Below are 20,349 nucleotides of genomic sequence, written 5' to 3'. Positions count from 1 at the left end.
CAATTATTCGGTTTTTGGCGGCCGGCGATGCTCCAGCGCCTGAGCAATCCAGCCAAGCACATCCGCGGTCACTTCGTCGCGGTTTGTTTCATTGAACACCTCGTGCCGCGCCTGCGGGTAGATGTTCAGTTGCAGGCACTGGCTGCCAGCCTTGCGCAGGGCGTCGGCCAGATCCTTGAGACGTGTGCCATTGCTCACGGGATCACATTCGCCGCCCATCACCAGCAACGGCAGGCCCGGATCGATCTGGGCGAGATTGGACGCTTTGCTGATTTGCTGCAACCCGCCGAGCATGTCGATCCAGAATTGATTGGTGCAACGAAAGCCGCAGAACGGGTCGTGCACGTACAGGTCGACTTCGGCCGGATCGCGGCTGAGCCAGTCGAACGGGGTGCGATTGGGTTTGAAGGCTTTGTTGAATGAGCCGAACGACAACCACTCGATCAACGCACTGCGCCCGGTGGCACCCTGGCGCAGGCGCTCGAACCGGGCAATCAACTGCGCCACGCGGTACAGCGCCGCCGGCTGGCAATTGGAGCCACTGAGAATCGCCCCGTGCAGGCTGGCGCTGTGGTGCAGCAGGTACGCCTGGGCGATGTAACTGCCCATGCTGTGGCCGAGCAGCACGACGGGCGTGCCGGGATGCTGCTGGCCGATGTGCTGTTGAAGGCTGGCCAGGTCGCCGACCACCTTGCGCCAGCCGTCCTTGTCCGCGTAGTGCCCAAGCAGGCCGCCCTGTTCGGCGGTCTTGCCATGGCCGCGCTGGTCCGGCGCATACACGCCATACCCCTGGGCACACAACGCCTGGGCCAGGCGTGCGTAACGGGCGCTGTGCTCGGCCATGCCGTGGGACAGCAGAATCACCGCCCTGAGCGGTACTTCGGGCAACCACTGGTTGACGAAAAGCCGACTGCGGTCACTCGTGGTCAGCCAGAAAGTGTCGTGGATCATGGCGATTCCTTTGCGCGGGGTCGTTGCATTGTATAGCTCATCAACCGTTCGCCGTCCGATCGGGACATGTCCGGGCAGCAAGATTCATACGATCAATGACGCTCACGCGTATATTTGCCTGATTCGCCATAACTGCTAGTGTCCGAAGAGCCCCGCCTTTCAGAAATGACAGAGATGCGGCCCGGACACGCTCAGGTAAAAGAGGACAAGAACAATGCAACCTGATTTCTGGAATGACAAACGCCCGGCCGGCGTCCCCCTCGATATCGACCTGGGGGCCTACAAATCGGTGATCGAGGTGTTCGAGCGTTCCTGCAAGAAATTCGCCGACCGCCCGGCGTTCACCAACATGGGCATGACCCTGACCTATGCAGACCTTGAGCGCTACAGCGCAGCCTTCGCCGGTTACCTGCAAGCCCATACGGACCTGGTCGCCGGCGACCGGATCGCCGTGCAGATGCCCAACGTTCTGCATTACCCGATTGCAGTGTTTGGCGCCTTGCGTGCCGGGTTGATCGTGGTCAACACCAACCCGTTGTACACCGCACGGGAAATGCGCCATCAATTCAAGGACTCCGGTGCACGGGCGCTGGTCTACCTGAACCTGTTCGGCCAGAAGGTTCAGGAAGTGCTGCCCGACACACAGATCCAGTACCTGATCGAAGCGAAGATGGGCGATCTGATGCCCGCCGCCAAAGGTTGGCTGATCAATACCGTGGTCGACAAAGTGAAGAAAATGGTCCCGGCCCTACCAACTGCCCCAGGCCATTTCCTTCAAAAGCGCGCTGCGCCTGGGCCGTGGCCAGGGCATCAAGCCGTTGAACGCCACCCTCGACGATGTCGCGGTTTTGCAATACACCGGCGGCACCACCGGGTTGGCCAAGGGCGCGATGCTGACCCACGGTAACCTGGTGGCCAACATGCAACAGGCCCGGGCGTGTCTGGGGCAGCACGGTGCCGACGGCCAGCCGCTGCTCAAGGAAGGTCAGGAGGTGATGATCGCGCCGCTGCCGCTGTACCACATCTATGCCTTCACGGCGAACTGCATGTGCATGATGGTCACTGGCAATCACAACGTACTCATCACCAATCCACGGGACATCAAAGGCTTCATCAAGGAGCTGAAGAACTGGCGCTTCTCGGCGTTGCTGGGGCTCAACACGTTGTTTGTGGCATTGATGGACCACCCGGATTTCAAGACCCTGGATTTCTCCGGCCTCAAACTCACCAATTCCGGCGGCACCGCGCTGGTCAAGGCCACCGCCGAGCGTTGGGAGCAGATGACCGGTTGCCGAATCACCGAAGGCTACGGCCTGACCGAAACCTCGCCGGTGGCGTGCACCAACCCGTATGGCAACAAATCGCGGCTCAGCACCGTCGGGTTGCCAGTGCCGGGCACCACCTTGAAGGTCATCGACGATAACGGCGTCGAGCAGCCATTGGGCGAGCGGGGCGAGTTGTGCATCAAGGGCCCGCAGATCATGAAAGGCTACTGGCAGCAACCAGAAGCCACCGCCGAGGTGCTGGACGCCGAGGGCTGGTTCAAGACTGGCGACATTGCGGTGATCGACCCGGATGGTTTTGTGCGCATTGTCGACCGCAAGAAAGACATGATCATCGTGTCGGGTTTCAACGTGTACCCGAACGAAATCGAGGACGTGGTCATGGCCCACCCGAAAGTCGCCAACTGCGCGGTAATCGGCGTGCCGGACGAGCGTTCCGGCGAGGCGGTGAAGCTGTTTGTGGTCGCGCGTGAGTCGGGGGTCAGCCTTGAAGAGCTGAAGGCGTACTGCAAGGAAAACTTCACGGCCTACAAAGTCCCCAAGCACATTGTGTTGCGTGATTTCTTGCCGATGACGCCGGTGGGCAAAATCCTGCGGCGGGAGTTGCGTGATATCGCCTGACCATTAATCCCTGTGGGAGCTGGCTTGCTCGCGAAGGCGGTGTGCCAGTCAAATAAAGGATGACTGGCACACCGTCTTCGCGCTCCCACATTGGGATGCCGTCAACCTGTTGGCGATGATACTGATGGCTCTAGAGCAACGGTTTCAGGGACTTTAAATGAGCTCTAGGATTTTTACTCTAAAACTGACCATTTGACTGTCTTGAGTCATGAATATGACTGTAGGGGCTTCCTTTGGCTCTAGTCGACCCTTGGCAAAGCTGCTACTCTCGGCGCGCTTTGTGACTTCTCGGCCTGAGTTAAAGCCAGATTCACCTATAAAAAACACACACCAATAATAATCGCATCAAATGCGGTGATGAATTCGCGTTGCTGAGGAGTGGGCTTCCATGATCGAAGACTTTTGGAAGGATAAGTACCCTGCCGGGATTGCTGCCGAGATCAATCCGGACGAGTATCCGAATATTCAGGCAGTGTTGAAGCAATCCTGCCAGCGCTTTGCCAACAAACCGGCCTTTAGCAACCTCGGCAAGACGCTCACTTACGGTGAGCTGTATGAATTGTCGGGCGCTTTTGCCGCTTACCTGCAACAGCATACCGATTTGCAGGCCGGTGATCGAATCGCCGTGCAACTGCCCAACGTCCTGCAGTACCCGGTTGCCGTGTTTGGCGCGATCCGCGCCGGGCTGATCGTGGTCAACACCAACCCGCTGTACACCGCGCGGGAAATGGAACACCAGTTCAACGACTCCGGCGCCAAGGCCCTGGTGTGCCTGGCCAACATGGCGCATCTGGCCGAAGCTGTCGTGCCCAAAACCAGCGTCAAGCATGTGATCGTCACCGAAGTGGCCGACCTGCTGCCACCGCTCAAGCGTCTGCTGATCAACAGCGTCATCAAGTACGTGAAGAAGATGGTCCCGGCGTATCACTTGCCCAAGGCCATCAAGTTCAACGACGTCCTGAGCAAAGGCCACGGCCAGCCAGTGACCGAAGCGAACCCGGCCAGCAGCGATGTGGCGGTGTTGCAATACACCGGCGGCACCACCGGCGTGGCCAAGGGCGCGATGCTGACCCACCGCAACCTGGTGGCGAACATGCTTCAGTGCAAGGCACTGATGGGTTCCAACCTCAGCGAAGGTTGCGAGATCCTCATCACACCGCTGCCGCTGTACCACATCTATGCCTTCACCTTTCATTGCATGGCGATGATGCTGATCGGCAACCACAACATCCTGATCAGCAACCCGCGCGACCTGCCGGCGATGGTCAAGGAACTGTCGAAGTGGAAGTTCAGCGGTTTCGTCGGCCTGAACACCCTGTTCGTGGCGCTGTGCAACAACGAAGCCTTCCGCAAACTGGACTTTTCCGGGCTCAAGGTCACCTTGTCCGGTGGCATGGCCTTGCAACTGGCGGCTGCCGAGCGCTGGAAAGCCGTGACCGGTTGCGCCATCTGCGAAGGTTACGGCATGACCGAAACCAGCCCGGTGGCCACCGTCAACCCGGCCCAGAACAACCAGATCGGCACCATCGGGATTCCGGTGCCGTCGACACTGTGCAAAGTCATCGACGACGCTGGCGTTGAGCAACCGCTGGGTGAAATCGGTGAGTTGTGCGTCAAGGGGCCACAAGTCATGAAGGGCTACTGGCAGCGTCCGGACGCCACCGACGAGATTCTCGACAGCGAAGGCTGGTTGAAGACCGGTGACATCGCGCTGATCCAGCCGGACGGCTACATGCGCATCGTCGACCGCAAGAAAGACATGATTCTGGTCTCCGGTTTCAACGTCTACCCGAACGAACTTGAAGACGTGCTGGCTGCCTTGCCTGGCGTGCTGCAATGCGCGGCCATCGGTGTGCCGGATGAAAAATCCGGTGAGACGATCAAGGTCTTCATCGTTGCCAAGCCGGGCGTGACCCTGACCAAGGAACAGGTGATGGAGCACATGCGCGCTAACGTCACCGGCTACAAAGTGCCGAAAGCGATCGAGTTCCGCGACGCGTTGCCGACCACCAACGTCGGCAAGATCCTGCGCCGTGAACTGCGCGATGAAGAGCTGAAAAAGCTTGGCTTGAAAAAATAAGCCCCGCGTAAAACACAAAAGCCCCGCAGATGCGGGGCTTTTTGTTTAAAGCGATATGAGGAGTGCTTCTGTGGCGAGGGAGCTTACTCCCGTTCGACTGCGAAGCAGTCGCCATCTAGTCGATGGAGATACTCCAGATCTATTGCAGTGCTTGATTTTGGGCTGCTTCGCAGCCCAGCGGGAGCAAGCTCCCTCGCCACCGAGGTCCTTGGTACAGCCTGGGGTCGCTGTTACAGGCGGAACTGCGCGAAGTTCACATTGGTGCCGGCCGGGCGCATGTCTTGCAGGAACGAGTCCTTGTCGGCGCTCAGCTCCAGGCTCAGGGCTGCTTTGCGCTTGCCCTCGTTGCGCACCACCAGGCCTTCCATTTTTTCCCGCAGGAACACGGTCGGCACTTTCAGGTGCAGCAACTGGTCGGTGTCCGGCGTGTACATCAGCAGGTGAATCCATTCGTACTGACCAATGGCCAGGCGCGCAACCGGCAGATCGAACCACCAGATGTTGCGGTTGCGGTTCAATTCGGTGAAATGGCAGTTGTTGACGCCAAGCACAGCACCGCCGAGTTCCAGGTTTCTGCGGGCAATGGCCTGCTTTTTATCGAGTTTCATATCATTCCTACGGGATTGGATCTTCAGCGCCATGGCCTGAATACGTTGCGCATTCTCGGGGCAAAGGCTGAAAACATAAAGCCTAACCTGCCACGGGCAATCAAATGACGCTGCAAAAGTAAATGAAACTCTGCGCAACGACCGTCGGTCAACCTTTACAGAACCTGACCGGGTAGCACGTTTCAGTGTCGTACAGCGGCCATCCCTTGGGTGGCCGTTTTTATGTCGGCTATGGTTAACCGACACCGGTTATTTGTTTCGAGGTCGCCAAACAGGCTACCTTGATGTAGAAAACGCCCCCTGAGTCGCCACCGACTTCAACCTTTTGCGGCGAAAGGAGACGCTATGATTTTTCCGGAACTCAAAGGCTTGCCCTTGCATCGGGTCATGCTGCGCACCGTCACCGAATTCATCGCCGATGAGATGTCGACGTATGCTTCGGCACTGGCCTATCAGATGCTGTTCTCGCTGTTTCCCTTCATCCTGTTCCTGATTGCCCTGATCGGTTTTCTGCACCTGCCCGACTTCTTTTCCTGGCTGCGCCTGCAATCGGAACTGGTGTTGCCGCCCCAGGCCCTGGAGCAAGTGAACCCGGTGATCGATCAGCTCCAGCAATCCAAGGGCGGCTTGCTTTCGGTGGGTATCGTGATTGCCTTGTGGACCGCGTCGGCCGGTGTGCGCTTGATGATGAGCGCGATGAATGCGGCGTATGACGTGGTTGAAGGCCGGCCGATCTGGAAGCGCTTCCCGCTGTCGGTTTTCTACACGGTGGGCATCGCCGGTATGTTGCTGGCCGCTGCGGCGTTGATGGTGCTCGGTCCGCAGGTGATGGAATGGATCGCGTCCCAGGTCGGCATGGAGGAGTTCATCGTCACGCTCTGGACGATCTTGCGCTGGCCGGTGATTGTGATTCTGCTGATGGTGGCCGTGGCCCTGATCTACTACGTCATGCCCGACGTGAAGCAGCCGTTTCGCTTCATCACCCCAGGCTCGGTGCTGGCGGTGGTGGTGTGGATCATCGCTTCGCTGGGCTTCGGGTTCTACGTGAAAACCTTCGCCAACTACAACGCCATGTATGGCAGTATCGGCGCGATCATCGTGTTGTTGCTGTACTTCTATATTTCCGCCGCGGTGCTGTTACTCGGCGCGGAGATGAATGCGGTGATCGATCACATGTCGACCGAAGGCAAGCATCCTGGTGACAAGGACTTCGGCGAACACGACCCCAAACAACACGTATCGGGATTGGGACGGGATCACTCGCTCAAACCGACCACTGACGAAGCCTGACCATGATCCGTGAAATCCTCAAAATGGGCGACGAGCGCCTGCTGCGCATTGCCCCGCCAGTCCCTGCCGAGATGTTCGACAGCCCCGAACTGTGGCAATTGATCGACGACATGTTCCAGACCATGGAAAGCGTCGGGGGTGTCGGCCTGGCCGCGCCGCAGATCGGTGTCGACCTGCAACTGGTGATCTTCGGTTTCGAGCACAGCGAACGCTACCCGGACGCTGAAGCGGTGCCGCAGACGATTCTGATCAATCCGCTGATCACACCGCTGGAACCGACGCTGGAAGAAGGCTTCGAAGGTTGCCTGTCGGTGCCGGGCCTGCGGGGCGCGGTGCAGCGTTATCAGCGCATTCGATATGAAGGCGTGGACCCCAAGGGCGAACCGATTGTGCGCATCGCTAGCGGGTTTCATGCGCGGGTGGTGCAGCACGAATGCGATCACTTGATCGGGCGGCTGTACCCGTCGCGTATCAGCGACTTCAGCAAGTTCGGGTACATCGACGTGATGTTCCCCGACCTGGAGCCCGGCGCGGACGATTGAGCCGCTGACTGGCCTCAGATGGCGTCCAGTGCTGGCGCCCGACGTTCCATCGCCATGGCAATCATCGGTTTGGACCGCGCATAGCGGGCCAGGCGTTCGGCCAGGGCATACGGCAACAGCGGCCCGGTGCTGAAACCGTTGCGCTCGTAGAACCCGCGCAAGTCGGGATGGCAGAACAGCCACACCGGCCCCTCAACCTGCTGGAGCGCGTGGGCCATCAAATTGGCCGCCACGCCTTGTGCCCGGCAGGCCGGGTCGACAAACAACCCCGTCAGCCAGAACCCTCCCTCCATGGGCCGCAAGCAGAGCCCGGCGATGATCTCGTCGCGTTTGCCAACCCACAATTGAGCCTCGCGCACGGCTTTCATCGGGGATTGGTGGGCGCGGTAAAACTTGTTCAGCAATGGCCACTGAGGCTCGGCGAGCCGGGTGTACTGGGTGTTGGGCATGAGCGGGGTCGTCGGGATGCAAAGTCGGCGATTATAAAAGAACACACGCGTCTGGATAGGTGTATACCTGATCCCACATCCCGTATGAGTGGAGTACGTATCATGGCCAAAGGCATGGATTCAAAGAAAGCAGCGAAGAAAAAACCGGCAAAAACTGCCGATGAAAAGCGTGCTGACAAGAAGGCCAAGAAGGTCGATGTGTTCGGGCACTGAGTCACCCAAGCGGAACCCTGGCATCGGGTTCCGCTTTCATTTTTGAGCGATAACCCATCGATCGGCAAGGCTTCCCGGGTCAGTCAGGGGTATGCCTGCTCTGCCGCCAACGCTGCGCTGACCGTTGGCCGCGCATCGATCCGCGCCTGAAAACGTTCAAGCGCGGGCCATTGCCCCAGGTCGATGGCAAATACTTGGGTCCAGCGCAGGGTCGTAAACAGGTAGGCATCGGCCACGCTGAACGACTCGCCCAACAGATAATCCTGCTGCTCCAGGGTCTGCACCAGAAACGCAAAGCGCTTGAACAGTTTCTCCTTCAAGAGCGTTTTGACGGCATCGGGAATCGCCCCGTTGAACAACAAACCCAACCCTCCATGAATCTCGCTGCTGATGAAGTTCAGCCATTCCTGCAAGCGCACCCGTTTCCAGCTTCCGTTGACGGGCGCCAGGCCTGCCGATGGGTGCAGGTCTGCGAGGTATTGCAGGATCGCCGGGCCTTCGGTGAGTACTTCGCCGTTCTCCAATTGCAACGCCGCTACGTAACCCTTGGGGTTGATGGCGAGGAAGTCTTCGCCGCTGTGGGTGGTCTTGTTGCTGTTATCGACGCGCACCAGTTCGAAAGGCAAACCCAGTTCACGCAGGACAATATGCGGGGCGAGGGAGCAGGCGTTGGGTGAGTAATACAGCTTCATGATCAGGGTTCCGGTTGGTTTTTTTCAGTGTCATCGTCGCGGATGCCCTGCGTACAATTAATCTTTCAGACTTCTGCCATAAGGACCGCTACTGCCATGATGAACCTGATGCACTGGCGCATGCTGGTGGCCGTGGCGGACACCGGCAATATCACGCGCGCCGCCGAGCGCGTCGGCATGACCCAGTCCGGCGCCAGCCAGGCGTTGGCGTTGCTGGAGGACATGCTGGGCGTGCAGTTGTTCACCCGGGAAAATCGCCAGACCCTGCCAACCGCGATTGGCCAGCAGGTGATCGAGCAGGCGCGGGTGATGCTTGATGCACTCCAGAACATCCGAAGTACCGTGGAAGGGACCAGGGATGTTCAGCGTGGCTCGATCAGGCTGGCCGTTTTTCCCATCGTACTGGCGAAAGTTATGCCGGCGTTGTTGCGTCGATTCAATCGGCTTTACCCCGGTATTGAGGTGGTCGCATTGGAGGTGAGCGATCACGAGGTCGAAGGGAGGCCGGGCTGACCGACCTGGGGGTGGTGTTGAATCCGAGTCCCGAGCGCACCGCCGCCGTATTGGGCCGCGATAGTTGGGTAGGTGTGGCGCCGCAGGGCCATCCACTGGCCAGGCAAGCTCGCGACGGCACGGTGTCGCTGGCCGAGTTGGTCGAGCAGCCGTTCGTGCTGGCCACCGGTGGTTGCACGGTAAATGCTCGCAGCCTGGCGGCTGACGCCGGGCTGGCGTTGCGTGACGTGCGTGTCGAAGTTCGGGAGTGGAGCAGTGCGTTCACCCTGGTCCAGGAAAATGTCGGCGTTGCGCTGGTCCCGGAGATGACGTTGCCCGCCAACCGCAGGGGATTGTGTGTTTTCCCTTTGGCCACACCTCTACATCGCGAGTTCAGCTTGGTGGCATCCAGCCGCGATACGCCGTCACCTGCCGTGCTTGCATTGCTCGGTATGCTCAGCCAGGAAACAGGGCTGACAACCATTGAACGTATGGCCGATTGATGGCCTTGCATCCGTGCTTTTGCTGTCTATGCTCACTCGTAACTAGTTATGTCGGTTGCAATATGAAGCTTTTTGTTGGCTTTGGTGAGGTTTTTACTTAAGTAAAAATGTGTTCGATAGCATTAAGAGTGTGCAATCAAGGCGCCGACGCTATAGGGAGTTAGTTATTAAAAGGAGTTGCGTATGAATGTTAGGTCAGGCCCGTTACCGGGTCATCAAGAAAAGGATGGCTTGATAAGAGCGTTGCTTCATCGGCGCTTCGATTAAACATCATTTATCACCTGACTCTTATCCTTGTTCTGGGGGTACGTTTGCCTGTTCTGTGGAAAGTTGTGGTAAGTCCCGCGAAAGACCAAACACTTCCGTCAAACAAAAGACAGCGCTGAAGGTGATACCACCATGTTTAATCTACATCACAAGTCTGACCTGCTTGAAATCGAGCGATTCACCTGTGCGCTAAGTGAGGCCAACGCCAAGTTGGCGGCAGTCAGCCGCTCCATGGCGATGATCGAGTTTGATCCCGCGGGGGTGATCCTCGATGCCAATGAAAACTTCTGCCTGGCGGTTGGCTATTCCATCGATGAGATCCGTGGCAAACATCACCGGATCTTTTGCGAAGAGGATTACGCTAAAAGTGATGACTACCAACGCTTCTGGCGTGAGTTGGGGCGAGGCGAGCCCACCAGTGGCACGTTTCAGCGTCTGAACAAGGCGGGCAAGGAAGTCTGGCTCGAGGCCAGTTATATGCCCGTGCTCAATGGGCAACGCCAGGTCAGCAGTGTCATCAAGGTCGCTTCGGACATTACCGAACGCATCAACAAGGAACATGAAAACCAGAGCCTGATCAACGCACTGAGCCGCTCGATGGCCTTGATCGAGTTCTCGCCGGACGGCAGAGTCATGCATGCCAACGAGAACTTCTTGCAGACCATGCACTATTCACTCAACGAAGTGGTGGGTCAGCATCACAGTATGTTTTGTCATCGCAGCGAGAGTGAGTCTGCGGCGTACAAGGCGTTTTGGGCATCCCTCAATCGGGGCGAATTCCACTCCCGCCGTTTTGAGCGGGTCGACAAGTATGGGCGGATGGTATTTCTCGAAGCCTCTTACAACCCGATCTTCGATGCCAAGGGCCGTTTGTACAAAGTGGTCAAGTTTGCCAGTGATATCACCCAGCAAGTCACGACCCTGCAGACGGCCGCTGAATCCGCTCATTCAACGTCGGTGCAAAACGACGCGTGTGCCCAGAAAGGTTCGCAAGTCGTGCAGCAAACCGTACAAATTATTGAAGAGATTTCCAGGGACCTCAACGAAGCGGCCCGCAGCATTGATGCGGTGAGCAAGCAGTCAGACATTATCGGCACCATCGTACAGACCATCCGCGGGATTGCCGATCAAACCAACCTGTTGGCGCTCAACGCGGCGATCGAGGCGGCACTGGCCGGGGAACATGGACGAGGGTTTGCGGTGGTAGCCGACGAAGTTCGTAGCCTGGCGGCCCGCACCAGCCAGGCGACGCTGGAAATCGTCGAAGTGGTGCGCAAGAACCATGATTTATCCCTGAGTGCGGTGTCGAGCATGCAATCGAGTTTGAGCCGTACGGGCCTGGGCGTGGAATTAGCCAATGAAGCGGGAGAGGTGATCCTGGAGATTCAGCAAGGGTCGCGGCATGTGGTCGATGCCATCAGCCAGTTCAATTCGACGTTGCAACTTAATTAAGCGGAGTACATGAAAAAGACTCCCCGAGTGGGGAGTGACTGTCAGCTAGGGTACGAAACATGTGGGAGCCTGCTCGCGAAGGCGTCGGTAGATTCAACATCAATGCTTGCTGACACACTGATTTCGCGAGCAGGTTCGCTTCCACAGGGATTTCGCTTAACTGACTGGCATTCCACCGAGGTGGGGGGTATTGGTGGTTGGCGCTGTTTTAAATGGCCGCCAGGGTTTTCTCGGCGGCGAGTGCGCTGGCGGGAGTTTGCGCTTTCTCGGCCTCGGCCATTTTCATTTTGTCTTCTATGCGCTGGGCGATTTCCTTGCCGATGGCCAGTTGTTTTTCGGGTGACATGTTGGCTAGGTCTTCCTCGGTAATCCCCAGTTCCTTGAGAATGCTGTCACGCATCCGTTGTTCCGGGGACTTGCTCATGTACTCCTTGAATTCGGTCATTGCCGCGCTGTCAGTGGCGGTAGTGGTTTGCGGTGTACTGCTGACAGGGTCAGTGGTTTGCAGCAGCACGCGGGTTTTGGCGAAGGCCGCGTCGACGTTGTCAGCCACGGTCGTGCTGGCGTGCTGAGTGGCAGCCGTCCCCTGAATGTTCGCGGCGTTCTGGACGTTCTGCATTTGACCGCTGTACAGCGCGCTGGCGGCCGACATGGCCGGGTCCATATCGGGGCGCTGGATTTGCTGCACGATCGAAGATTTTTGTGCGTTGACCAACATGTTGAAGTCCCTGTAGGCAATTGCTATCCCAGTGCACAGAGCAATTTATGTGCCGGTACGTGTTCATCCCGTTTGCAGGGGCTTTCCGGCAACCCGTGGGGATGTGTTGCCGGAAAGCGGAAAGGCTTTGCCGCCGGGTTGGCGGCAAACCTGTGTCGGTGACAGAGGGTGACGATAGGTCAACCTTTGGAGATAGCCTGGCTGTAGGCGATCAAGGCTTCGATACGCGATTCAATGGCTTCAGCCGGATGCCGCTCGAAGGACACCGCATGGCCGCCCGGTTCCCTGTAGCGGATGCCGAACTCGTTTTGTGAGGTCCACTGGGCATAAGCCCCTTTGACGTTCAACTTGGCGACTTTGATTGCCCTGAGTGTCGAGTCATCGCTGCCCCTGGCGGGGAGATTGGCGGGGCCTTCGGCGACACTGTCGATAAAGGCGTACTCCGGCAGTGCCGGGCCCGGTTCCAGTGTCAGTACAGGTTCTGGTTTAAAACCGAAGTAGCCTTGGCTGGCCAGGTGCGCACCCGAAAACTCGGGCCATGAGTCTGCGACCACCAGTTCTTCGGGTTTACTCAGATCGTTGCCAATCACGACATACTGATGGTCGACGTTGTCCGCCAGGACAATGTGGACTTTTGAGGTTCGGGGCTGACTGGCCAGAATAGAGAGCGTCACCTTGGAGTTTTCCGAGCAGTTGCCACCCCTGATCTTGATGGCTGCCTGCGCCGCTTCTGCTTCGGTCAGTTGTGCGGTAGGAAGACCGGTGACCAGATCGATTTTCCTGAGTTTTTTCAGTTCCGCGATGGCTGATCCACCTTTTTCCCAGATGCTCGGTAGCTGGTTGCCGGACAAGGGCAACAGCTCTTTGGCGCGGGTGATGGCACGTTGGGCCATTTCCAGGTTGGCCATGATTTCGGCGCTGACCTCAATCGGTTCGGAAGTTGCGGCAACGGGCCAGTTGAATTCGCTGGAGTAGCTGCGCAGATCGCCCAGTGGTACAGCGATTTCTACCTCTTCACCCGCTGCTGAACGGCGCAGAAGCTCGTACTCTTCGGTGCGCCCGGCTTTTTTCAGGTAGCGGGCTGTCATGCCCAGGTCTCGGTCCGAGGACGACAAAGGCGTCAGCACCTCATCGGCGAATACAGTCTTGAGCAGTTCGTCGAAGCGTTCCTCCGGCAGTAATTTTTTCAGGTCAGGCAATAGCTCAACGGTCTGGATCGCACTGATTCTGGCCAGCGAGTTGTCGGCTGTATTGGCCTCCTGGAGTGCATGCCATACCGCATTTAAATGCTGCTCCTGCATCTCGTCCGCGATGAATTTCAGGCCGATAAGGTAATCATTTTTCAGGTGTTGCGCGGTTTCAGCATGAAATGCTCCGTCGACCCAGTACTGGTATTGCGTCTGAACATCGAGCAGGTCAGCCAGTGGGGTACCGTCTTCTGCGATCTCACCCAAGGCATAGCCCGGTGCGCCGCCCCGCAAGCGCATGAACGATGGGTCGTAGTGCGGTTTCTTGGGCCCGCTATGGAACAGCACTTCCCACAGCTCTGTACGCGACAAGGCATGTTCCTGGATTTTGAGCTTCAACTGTGGCCCCTGGTTTGGGGACGGCAGACCCAACCGCAGGCGTTCGGCATCGGACAGGGCATGCTGGATCGAGTTGAACAGGTCGTCTTTGCCGTGCAGATCATTGCCCTCGGCGTCATGGGTGGTGTATTGACTGCCTTGCTTGACCAGCCTTTTTTGCACGCTGGCGTGCTCATTTCCAATGCTGTTGAGCCGTTCTCCATCGAAGGCGTCAGCCCGGATTTCGAGGCGCAGGTCATCAGACCAGCCGGGGAGTTTTTCCAGGGTACGCAAGGTCAACAACTCGCAATCCTGGCTGGCCATTGCGTCCAGGTAGAGACCTTCATAGGCGCGGCAAACCCGGGTTTGTCGCAGGTGCCACTGGGCTGCTTCTTCCAGTCGCATGGACAGCCGACCGCTGTCGCGCCAGGTGTTGAGTTCTTCGGTACTTGCCCTGCTCAGCAGCTCTTGGGCCGCGCTGTTGGGGAGCCCTGGATACTGGCGTTGCAGTTGTTGAACTTGAGGATGGCCTACGATTTCGCTTTCGCGGTAGAGGTTCTCGAAAATGGCCGGTTTTCTTTCTGAGGCGTAATCGGCGAACTGATCGCGAAGTGCTTGTAGCCGGACTTCTTTGCGGGTCGAAATGCCCTCCCCCAGAAGTTGATGAACCTGCGCCTCGTTGAGTTGCTCCAGCACTCGGTCGGGTAGTGCTCCGTTGTTGATCTCTGTACGGGTCAGCTCCACCCCTCGGGCATTGGGGGTGCGTCCGGCACCGTATTCGGTAAAGCTTGCGCTGAGAGTCGGGCCCTCGTAGACCTTGAGGTAAAGCGAGACTGGCCAACGAGGCTGTTCTGTGACGAATGAAACCGGGTAGGTTCCAGGCTCAAGCGGCTTGCCGGCGCGCATTTTCGGGATCAGATCTTCAAGGGTTTCATGCAGGTTAAAGCGCTTGATGGTGTCGGCCAGCGAAGCGGCTGGTCGCAAATTGTCGACGTACATGGTGCGCAAGAGATTTTCGTCGAGGGCGCTGACGCGACGAATCTGCCCCAGTTGTGCATCGCTGAAGGCGTCGACCGAATGGCCGATGCGTCGCATCAGTTTGGGGCCTTGCCATTCCAGCGGTTTTTCCAGTTCGTGAACCCAGCCACCGGCGCCGTTATGTTTGAGTGAGGGCGAAAAGGCGTTGGCGCGTGTCGGATGGGTGATCGCTCCCGTGTTGCGCTCTGGATCAAGCCGGACCTCATAGTGTGTGTTGTTCAGTGGCAGATACGTTTTGTCCTGCTGCCAATGGAGGCCCAAGGCGTCGGGTTTCGAGCCTTCAGGCAGTTTCAGTGCTTGCTCGTAGGGCTTTAGATCGGGCTTCCATAGTTTCGTCGAGCCATCGGGCACCTTCACCGGTCGCAGCCCCTCGACGAAGGACGAAGGTTTCAGCGTACCGATGAAGGCTCCTGCGCCTGCACCGATCATTCCCATGACTGCCAGATTATCGACGACCCCGATCAAGTGCCCCCATGCTTGCGCGGTATCACCGTCCTCCCATTGTTCAATGGCTTCGAACACCTCGGTCATCAATTGCGCCGCCGTGACGCTCAGCATGATTTCCCCCAGGACAGGCACAAACATACTGACGAAGTTAAGCAGGTCCAGGCCCAGGGTCATGTAATGGGTCCATCGTTCCCAGCGGGCAGTTGCATCTGCCTGCGCAGTGGTAATGACATGGAAGGATGCATCGTTATAGATTTTTTGAACCTGGCGCCGGTACAGGGCGTAGCCAATGTTTTCTGGAATATGAACTTCCACCAGGTCCAGGTGCGGGTGTCCGGTACTGGGCAAACTGCGCTTCAAACTGGAAAAGAACGTCACTTCATCCTGCTGGGCGACAAAGTGACGAAAGAACGTTCGATAGTCTTCAGCGCGCAGTCTTTGCGAAAGATCAGCTTCGAACGCGCTGGCGTTGTTGTATTCCTTTAGCGGGTGCAAGGGATCGTCAGGCAGATAAACCACGACCGTGGCCGATTGGGTGGGGTGGTTGGGGTACGGATAAATCAGCAGCGGATTGATCAGGTCGCAATCAAGCATGGTCAAGTGCCGATAACGCAGCGGCGAGGCAGTTGCACTGTCAGAGGACCAGGCACTGTGCAACCTGTTGTAGGCGCCTGGACTAATGTTCTTTTTGATGTGTGCAACTTGAAGGGCGAGTTTCAGTGCGCTTTGGTACTGCCACTCGACCTGCGTTCTTACTTTAAGGTGGGCGGTCGGGTCATCCGGGGTCAGGATGTTTCGCAGGTAAGTCTGGTAGCGACCACCGATATCCAGTGTTCTGCACAACTTGACGAGTTCGGTAATGGGGATCGACTGCTGTGTTACCCCTTTTTCTGTCGCCAGGTACAAGCCCGAGTAACTCTCGAATGCATCGGCGTCAGCTTCAGATGAGGCGAAGTTATGCTTGGCCGCTTCCAGCAGGCTGCATGCCCGGCTTTTTGTTCCAGTGACCAACGTGCCGACCTTTGTATACAGTCGTACTGTCAGTTTGTTTTGGTGCTTGAGTTGCTCCTCGGTAACAGTCAGGTTGAATGTGCGGGCCAGTGCATGGATGAGCAACGGTATTGCAAACGTGTCGACGTCATCGACAAGTGCTTCTATAGCATTTCTTGAGTTCTGGTTGTTGGCATGAGCAGTCTTTAACTTGTCCAGTTGTTCATCTGTTGCGCTTTTGTGCCAGAGAGGCAGGGCGAATTTGTAAGCGGCTAGCCGAGTGCGCTCCCTAGGGGGCAATCCTTTGCTCCAATGAGGCAGGTTGTTCTTGATGTGTAAGGCATTGCCCTTTAACAGTGGTAGAGAGTTTTGCATCCTGCAATAACCTTGGGTGTGTTGAAGTGGATGGGTAGCCTATGGGTTGATGCATGAATATTGAAATTGCAATTGAGTTTTAGTGTTTCATCAGCAGGGTTTTAGTTGTGATTATGAATGTAGGGTGACGCATCGTAGTTGTCAGCGCGGGTGTACTTGGATCAACACTGCCCGTGTCGGCAAACTCAAGCAATGCGCAACGGATTATTCACGCGGCCGACAATATCGACAGCACTGTCGAGTAAACGCATGCGCATGAATGATTTGGCCGGCCAGTCTTCTTCAAGCAACGCTGCACGTTCGGTATGCCAGCGTTGTGGGTCCACCCGATCACGCAAGGTGTCGAAGCAGGCGCGGACCTGGGCGGCCAGCAAATCCCACAAGGGACCTTCGGGCTGATCCCAGTGGCGGCTGCACAGCAAAACCAGCTCGCCCAGATGACACATGAACGTGGTGTGCAAGAGCTTGTCGCGCACAAAACCGGCGTCGTCATAAAGGGTCATCAGCGGGTCATGCAACAGCAGGTCCAGGCCTTGGTGGTGCAAAGTCTGGCGTTGGATCCGGATGTCGCCGAAGTCGCGGATCAGCAAACGATCCAGGCGCCCGGACGCGTCCATGACCATGAAGCTGTTCTGCTGATGGGCCTCCAGTGCCACGCCATACAGCAGGTACAGGCCGAGCAGGCTTGGGACGGCAATCGATAGATAGTCCTGGAAAAAACGCAGCATGGCGGGCTGGTCATGAGTGCCTTCGGCCTGCGCCACCCACTGGCGCAACAACGGCTGCCCGTACTCGTCGAGAGAAAACAGGCTGCTTACAGGCACGGCCATTTCGTCGGGATGTAGCAGGCTCAGCGGGTTGTCTCGAAACAGCGCGGCCAGGTGCCGGGCGCGCGGGTCATCCGCAGGTTGCGATGAGTAATGCAGGCCGATGCGCTCGGGAAGGATGCTCAGGCGTTTGCGGATATCGGGTTCTTGCTCAAGTATTTTCAGCAGCAAGGCACTGACCCTGGGCCCCATGCGCGCCGAGCGGGGTGACAGGGTGCGTTGTACGCTGGTCAGGCGAAGCGCCACGGGGAGTTTGACCATCGGCGAGCCCGCATTGCCGCCCGGCATCAGTGTTCGGAAGGAGAGGGTGGGGTGACCGCTGAAGGCGACGATCCTGGTCATCACTAGTAAGTTGTCGGTGATTTCTTGAGCGAATTCGTTGGGCAGCAGTTCATCGGCCTGCCAGGGATGGACGGGGATGGGCAGATAGTTCGCAGGGCTCAGGCCACGTTCACACAAATGCTCAATCAGTTGTTCAGTCGCCAACGGAAAGTGCGCTTGCCACTCACTCACGTAATCCTGGGTGTTTTCCAGCATTTCGACATGGGCGATGTGTCGATGCAGGGCACAGAGGCGCACGGGGACACGAGCCTTGAACTCAGGTGAAAGGGCGATGACCTGTGTAGTGTTCAGGCCCAGTTTGGTCTTGAAATCAGGGTGCCACGGATGACCTTGGGCACCCCATTGTTCCAGTAACGCGGTGGGGTTCACGATTGCGCGGGTGGTTCTGAGCCAGGCGAGCAGCGTGGTGCTTCCCTCACGTTTGGCGAGTTCGCGCAGGTGCTGGCTCCAGCCAAGGTGAAAGGCCTGGCAGAGTGTGGCATTAGCGAGGCTGTCATCGAGTTCAAGCACCAGGCGCTGTTCGACTTCCATAGAGGGTGGAGGCTCAAGCAAAGGGCCAAGCAACGTCAGCAGCCGGGAGGGGAACAGCAGCTTTTGCGGGTCATGTCCCTGACGATGCAGCGTGATGCTGCCCTGGATGTCCCAACTGCCCATTCTTGTGGGGATGAGGTGTGAGAAACACAGACGGGCACCATCGGGCAATGTCAGCCAATGATGCGAACCATCGGGTTCCAGCCTGTTGAGGTCCAGCAGCCCTTCACGGAGCAGTGCCTGCAACAGCCGCTGGAAGCTTTGTTGAGCGGCCTGTTCGAAGGTGTCGAGCAAATGACCGAGGGTGATGGTGTGTGAGGTGAAGGCCTCGGTGCCGAGGGCTTCGCTCCAGGATGAGAGCAGTCGCTGCTGTTTTTGCAGTTCTGTGTGCATCGCTTTCGACTCCTTGGGCTTAAAAAAACCAGCTCCAAAAAAACTACGGCAAATGCACAGGAATTGATGGCAAGCGTTTCTGTCTGGTGTGTGGGAAGTGTCTTGGGATCAGTGGGGGGAGATCCGTAGGCGAGTTCGGCACTTAAACCTTCTGGGTCAGTCAGGGGCGAGGCCGATCAGTCTATACGCTGCTCAGGCCGGGTCCGGCAGCGCTGAGGCTGGTAGACCGAAGGTGCGGTCGAACAGCCAGTTGAAGGCAAAGGTGTAGCAGGGAATGAAGACGATCAGCGCCAGGTCCAGCAGAAACGCCTGCACCAGACTGATGTTCATCCACCAGGCGATCAGCGGGATCAGGAACACGACCAGCGTCAATTGGAAACCGACCGCGTGAGCAATGCGGCGCTTGACGGTGCGGGTGCGCGACACCTGGCGACTTTCCCAGCGCTCGAACAGTAAGGTGTAAATGAAGTTCCAGGTCACGGCGATGGTAGTGATGATCACCGCCAAGGGACCGGTGCTGCTGGGCGCCGTGCCTGACAGCAACGCCAGGCCGAGGGCGGAGAAGGTCATGCCGATGATTTCGTACAACGAGACATAGACCAGTTTGCGTTTCACGCCTTGCATGGGGGTTCCTCTTTCGGAATGCATTGGGCGCCAGCGATTTGTTGAGGGGGGCTGGCGAAGGCGGCGAAAGATAGCTTCAATAGGGCTGATAGAAAAAGTCAGTAGATGTCAGTTTTATTGATAGGTAGGTGCATGAGCTTTTCCAGCGACAACATCCACTTGTTCCTCGCCGTGATCGAGCGCGGTTCGTTTTCAGCGGCCGCCCGGTCATTGGGCAAGGTGCCTTCGGCCGTCAGCATGGGGATTGCCAACCTTGAGGCTGAACTGGGTTACCCGCTGTTCGACCGCAGCCATCGCGAGCCGGTGCCGACGGCGATGGCCAGCGCATTGGTGCCCCATGCACGGTTGATCGCCGAGCAACTCAAACAACTGCAAGTGCATGCCGTGGAGTTGTCCTTGGGGCTGGAAAGCAGACTGTCGATCGGTGTGGTGGCTGACCTCGACAAGACGCCATTGCTGGCGGCAATCAAGCACCTCGCCGAGCGTTACCCCTTGCTCGATATCGAAGTGCTCAGTGCGCCGCAGGACGATGTGTTGCAGTTGTTGCACAGCGCTCGCGTCAGCGTTTGCCTGGCGTTCGCCGGGTTGAGCGTGAACGTGCTGGAGCGTTTTCAGTTTGTGGGCACCGAACGGATGATCGCCACCATTTCACCGGACAACGCCGCGTTTCAAACGTTGGGTGAGGCGCCGTACCTGGAAGACCTGGTGCAAGTGCGGCAAATCATCGTCGCCAGCCGTGATTTGCCGATCAGCGAAACCCGGCCGCTGCTTGGCGAGTCTCATTGGCGTACCGATACCCTCGCGATGGCCCTGGAAATGGTCGAAGCCGGTATCGGCTGGGGCAATTTCCCGTTGTCGGTGGCAGGGCCCGCTGCTGGCGACCGGACGGCTCAAGCGCCTGAGTTTCAAGAACATCGAAAATGGCCTGGTGCTGCCCGTGCACGCGGTGTGGCTCAAGAACCAGCCGTTGCAGAAAGCCGCCCTCGCGTTTGTCGAGTTGATGGCCAATCAACCCTGAGCCGCGGGGGCATTGCCCCGCGCACCTGAGGGGTTAAT

12 protein-coding genes and 3 pseudogenes are annotated in these 20,349 nt (G+C 57.8%); 7 read left to right on the top strand and 8 right to left on the bottom strand.

From position 1 onward, the window contains the following. Window positions 1–3: 3 nt before the first annotated feature. Window positions 4–951 (bottom strand): alpha/beta hydrolase, encoded by a 948-nt coding sequence (locus tag AABM54_RS19420; RefSeq protein ID WP_347901605.1) that lies wholly within the window; start codon window positions 949–951, stop codon window positions 4–6. Between the two features lie 214 nt (window positions 952–1,165). On the opposite strand from AABM54_RS19420, the pseudogene fadD2 reads away from it, so the two are divergent. Both fadD2 and fadD1 read left to right on the top strand, forming a co-directional pair. Continuing rightward, a pseudogene (gene fadD2, locus AABM54_RS19415) lies at window positions 1,166–2,855 on the top strand (long-chain-fatty-acid--CoA ligase FadD2). Window positions 2,856–3,243: 388 nt separating this feature from the next. Further along, window positions 3,244–4,935 (top strand): long-chain-fatty-acid--CoA ligase FadD1, encoded by a 1,692-nt coding sequence (fadD1, locus tag AABM54_RS19410; protein ID WP_347901604.1) that lies wholly within the window; start codon window positions 3,244–3,246, stop codon window positions 4,933–4,935. A 230-nt stretch (window positions 4,936–5,165) separates the two neighbouring features. Here the strand turns inward: fadD1 and AABM54_RS19405 are convergent, their stop codons facing one another. After that, window positions 5,166–5,543, bottom strand: coding sequence for a hypothetical protein (locus AABM54_RS19405; protein WP_347901603.1), 378 nt, complete (start codon window positions 5,541–5,543; stop codon window positions 5,166–5,168). Between the two features lie 345 nt (window positions 5,544–5,888). On the opposite strand from AABM54_RS19405, the gene AABM54_RS19400 reads away from it, so the two are divergent. Both AABM54_RS19400 and def read left to right on the top strand, forming a co-directional pair. Further along, window positions 5,889–6,833: a YihY/virulence factor BrkB family protein gene (locus tag AABM54_RS19400; protein ID WP_347901602.1), complete on the top strand. Its 945-nt coding sequence runs from the start codon at window positions 5,889–5,891 to the stop codon at window positions 6,831–6,833. A gap of 2 nt (window positions 6,834–6,835) precedes the next feature. Beyond that, on the top strand, window positions 6,836–7,375 hold the full coding sequence (gene def / locus AABM54_RS19395) for a peptide deformylase (RefSeq protein ID WP_347901601.1): 540 nt from the start codon (window positions 6,836–6,838) through the stop codon (window positions 7,373–7,375). Window positions 7,376–7,389: 14 nt separating this feature from the next. Here def and AABM54_RS19390 read toward each other — a convergent pair whose 3' ends face one another. Next, window positions 7,390–7,824 carry a GNAT family N-acetyltransferase gene (locus AABM54_RS19390; protein WP_347901600.1) on the bottom strand — a complete coding sequence of 145 codons (435 nt, stop codon included), beginning with the start codon at window positions 7,822–7,824 and terminating at the stop codon, window positions 7,390–7,392. Window positions 7,825–8,120: 296 nt separating this feature from the next. Then, the gene (gene gstA, locus AABM54_RS19385) at window positions 8,121–8,729 is read right to left on the bottom strand and encodes a glutathione transferase GstA (RefSeq protein ID WP_347901599.1); all 609 of its coding nucleotides are present in this window, start codon (window positions 8,727–8,729) and stop codon (window positions 8,121–8,123) included. A 96-nt stretch (window positions 8,730–8,825) separates the two neighbouring features. On the opposite strand from gstA, the pseudogene AABM54_RS19380 reads away from it, so the two are divergent. Both AABM54_RS19380 and AABM54_RS19375 read left to right on the top strand, forming a co-directional pair. Further along, window positions 8,826–9,724, top strand: a pseudogene (locus AABM54_RS19380) (LysR family transcriptional regulator). 399 nt (window positions 9,725–10,123) lie between these two features. After that, window positions 10,124–11,443, top strand: coding sequence for a PAS domain-containing methyl-accepting chemotaxis protein (locus tag AABM54_RS19375; RefSeq protein WP_347901598.1), 1,320 nt, complete (start codon window positions 10,124–10,126; stop codon window positions 11,441–11,443). Between the two features lie 208 nt (window positions 11,444–11,651). Here the strand turns inward: AABM54_RS19375 and AABM54_RS19370 are convergent, their stop codons facing one another. The 4 genes from AABM54_RS19370 to AABM54_RS19355 all read right to left on the bottom strand — a co-directional run bounded on the left by AABM54_RS19370 (window position 11,652) and on the right by AABM54_RS19355 (window position 19,293). Then, window positions 11,652–12,161: a hypothetical protein gene (locus AABM54_RS19370; protein ID WP_347901597.1), complete on the bottom strand. Its 510-nt coding sequence runs from the start codon at window positions 12,159–12,161 to the stop codon at window positions 11,652–11,654. Window positions 12,162–12,340: 179 nt separating this feature from the next. Continuing rightward, a complete protein-coding gene (locus tag AABM54_RS19365; RefSeq protein WP_347901596.1) occupies window positions 12,341–16,576 on the bottom strand; it encodes a DUF6543 domain-containing protein in 4,236 nt (1,411 codons plus the stop codon). A gap of 185 nt (window positions 16,577–16,761) precedes the next feature. Continuing rightward, on the bottom strand, window positions 16,762–18,669 hold the full coding sequence (locus tag AABM54_RS19360) for an IucA/IucC family protein (protein WP_347901595.1): 1,908 nt from the start codon (window positions 18,667–18,669) through the stop codon (window positions 16,762–16,764). 192 nt (window positions 18,670–18,861) lie between these two features. Beyond that, window positions 18,862–19,293 carry a PACE efflux transporter gene (locus AABM54_RS19355; protein ID WP_347901594.1) on the bottom strand — a complete coding sequence of 144 codons (432 nt, stop codon included), beginning with the start codon at window positions 19,291–19,293 and terminating at the stop codon, window positions 18,862–18,864. Window positions 19,294–19,425: 132 nt separating this feature from the next. Here AABM54_RS19355 and AABM54_RS19350 point away from each other — a divergent pair. Next, window positions 19,426–20,311 (top strand): annotated as a pseudogene (locus tag AABM54_RS19350) (LysR family transcriptional regulator). The last annotated feature ends 38 nt before the right edge of the window (window positions 20,312–20,349 follow it).

The sequence above is a fragment of the Pseudomonas purpurea genome, assembly GCF_039908635.1.
Classification (GTDB): domain Bacteria; phylum Pseudomonadota; class Gammaproteobacteria; order Pseudomonadales; family Pseudomonadaceae; genus Aquipseudomonas; species Aquipseudomonas purpurea.
This window is presented reverse-complemented; position numbering and strand designations above follow the sequence as displayed.

What these genes read in the sequence shown, in the direction of transcription:
- AABM54_RS19355 (WP_347901594.1), bottom strand. Translation starts at nt 19,293, where the DNA reads ATGCAAGGCGTGAAACGCAAACTGGTCTATGTCTCGTTGTACGAAATC.
- AABM54_RS19420 (WP_347901605.1), bottom strand. Translation starts at nt 951, where the DNA reads ATGATCCACGACACTTTCTGGCTGACCACGAGTGACCGCAGTCGGCTT.
- AABM54_RS19360 (WP_347901595.1), bottom strand. Translation starts at nt 18,669, where the DNA reads ATGCACACAGAACTGCAAAAACAGCAGCGACTGCTCTCATCCTGGAGC.
- AABM54_RS19400 (WP_347901602.1), top strand. Translation starts at nt 5,889, where the DNA reads ATGATTTTTCCGGAACTCAAAGGCTTGCCCTTGCATCGGGTCATGCTG.
- AABM54_RS19405 (WP_347901603.1), bottom strand. Translation starts at nt 5,543, where the DNA reads ATGAAACTCGATAAAAAGCAGGCCATTGCCCGCAGAAACCTGGAACTC.
- gstA (WP_347901599.1), bottom strand. Translation starts at nt 8,729, where the DNA reads ATGAAGCTGTATTACTCACCCAACGCCTGCTCCCTCGCCCCGCATATT.
- AABM54_RS19370 (WP_347901597.1), bottom strand. Translation starts at nt 12,161, where the DNA reads ATGTTGGTCAACGCACAAAAATCTTCGATCGTGCAGCAAATCCAGCGC.
- AABM54_RS19390 (WP_347901600.1), bottom strand. Translation starts at nt 7,824, where the DNA reads ATGCCCAACACCCAGTACACCCGGCTCGCCGAGCCTCAGTGGCCATTG.
- AABM54_RS19365 (WP_347901596.1), bottom strand. Translation starts at nt 16,576, where the DNA reads ATGCAAAACTCTCTACCACTGTTAAAGGGCAATGCCTTACACATCAAG.
- AABM54_RS19375 (WP_347901598.1), top strand. Translation starts at nt 10,124, where the DNA reads ATGTTTAATCTACATCACAAGTCTGACCTGCTTGAAATCGAGCGATTC.
- fadD1 (WP_347901604.1), top strand. Translation starts at nt 3,244, where the DNA reads ATGATCGAAGACTTTTGGAAGGATAAGTACCCTGCCGGGATTGCTGCC.
- def (WP_347901601.1), top strand. Translation starts at nt 6,836, where the DNA reads ATGATCCGTGAAATCCTCAAAATGGGCGACGAGCGCCTGCTGCGCATT.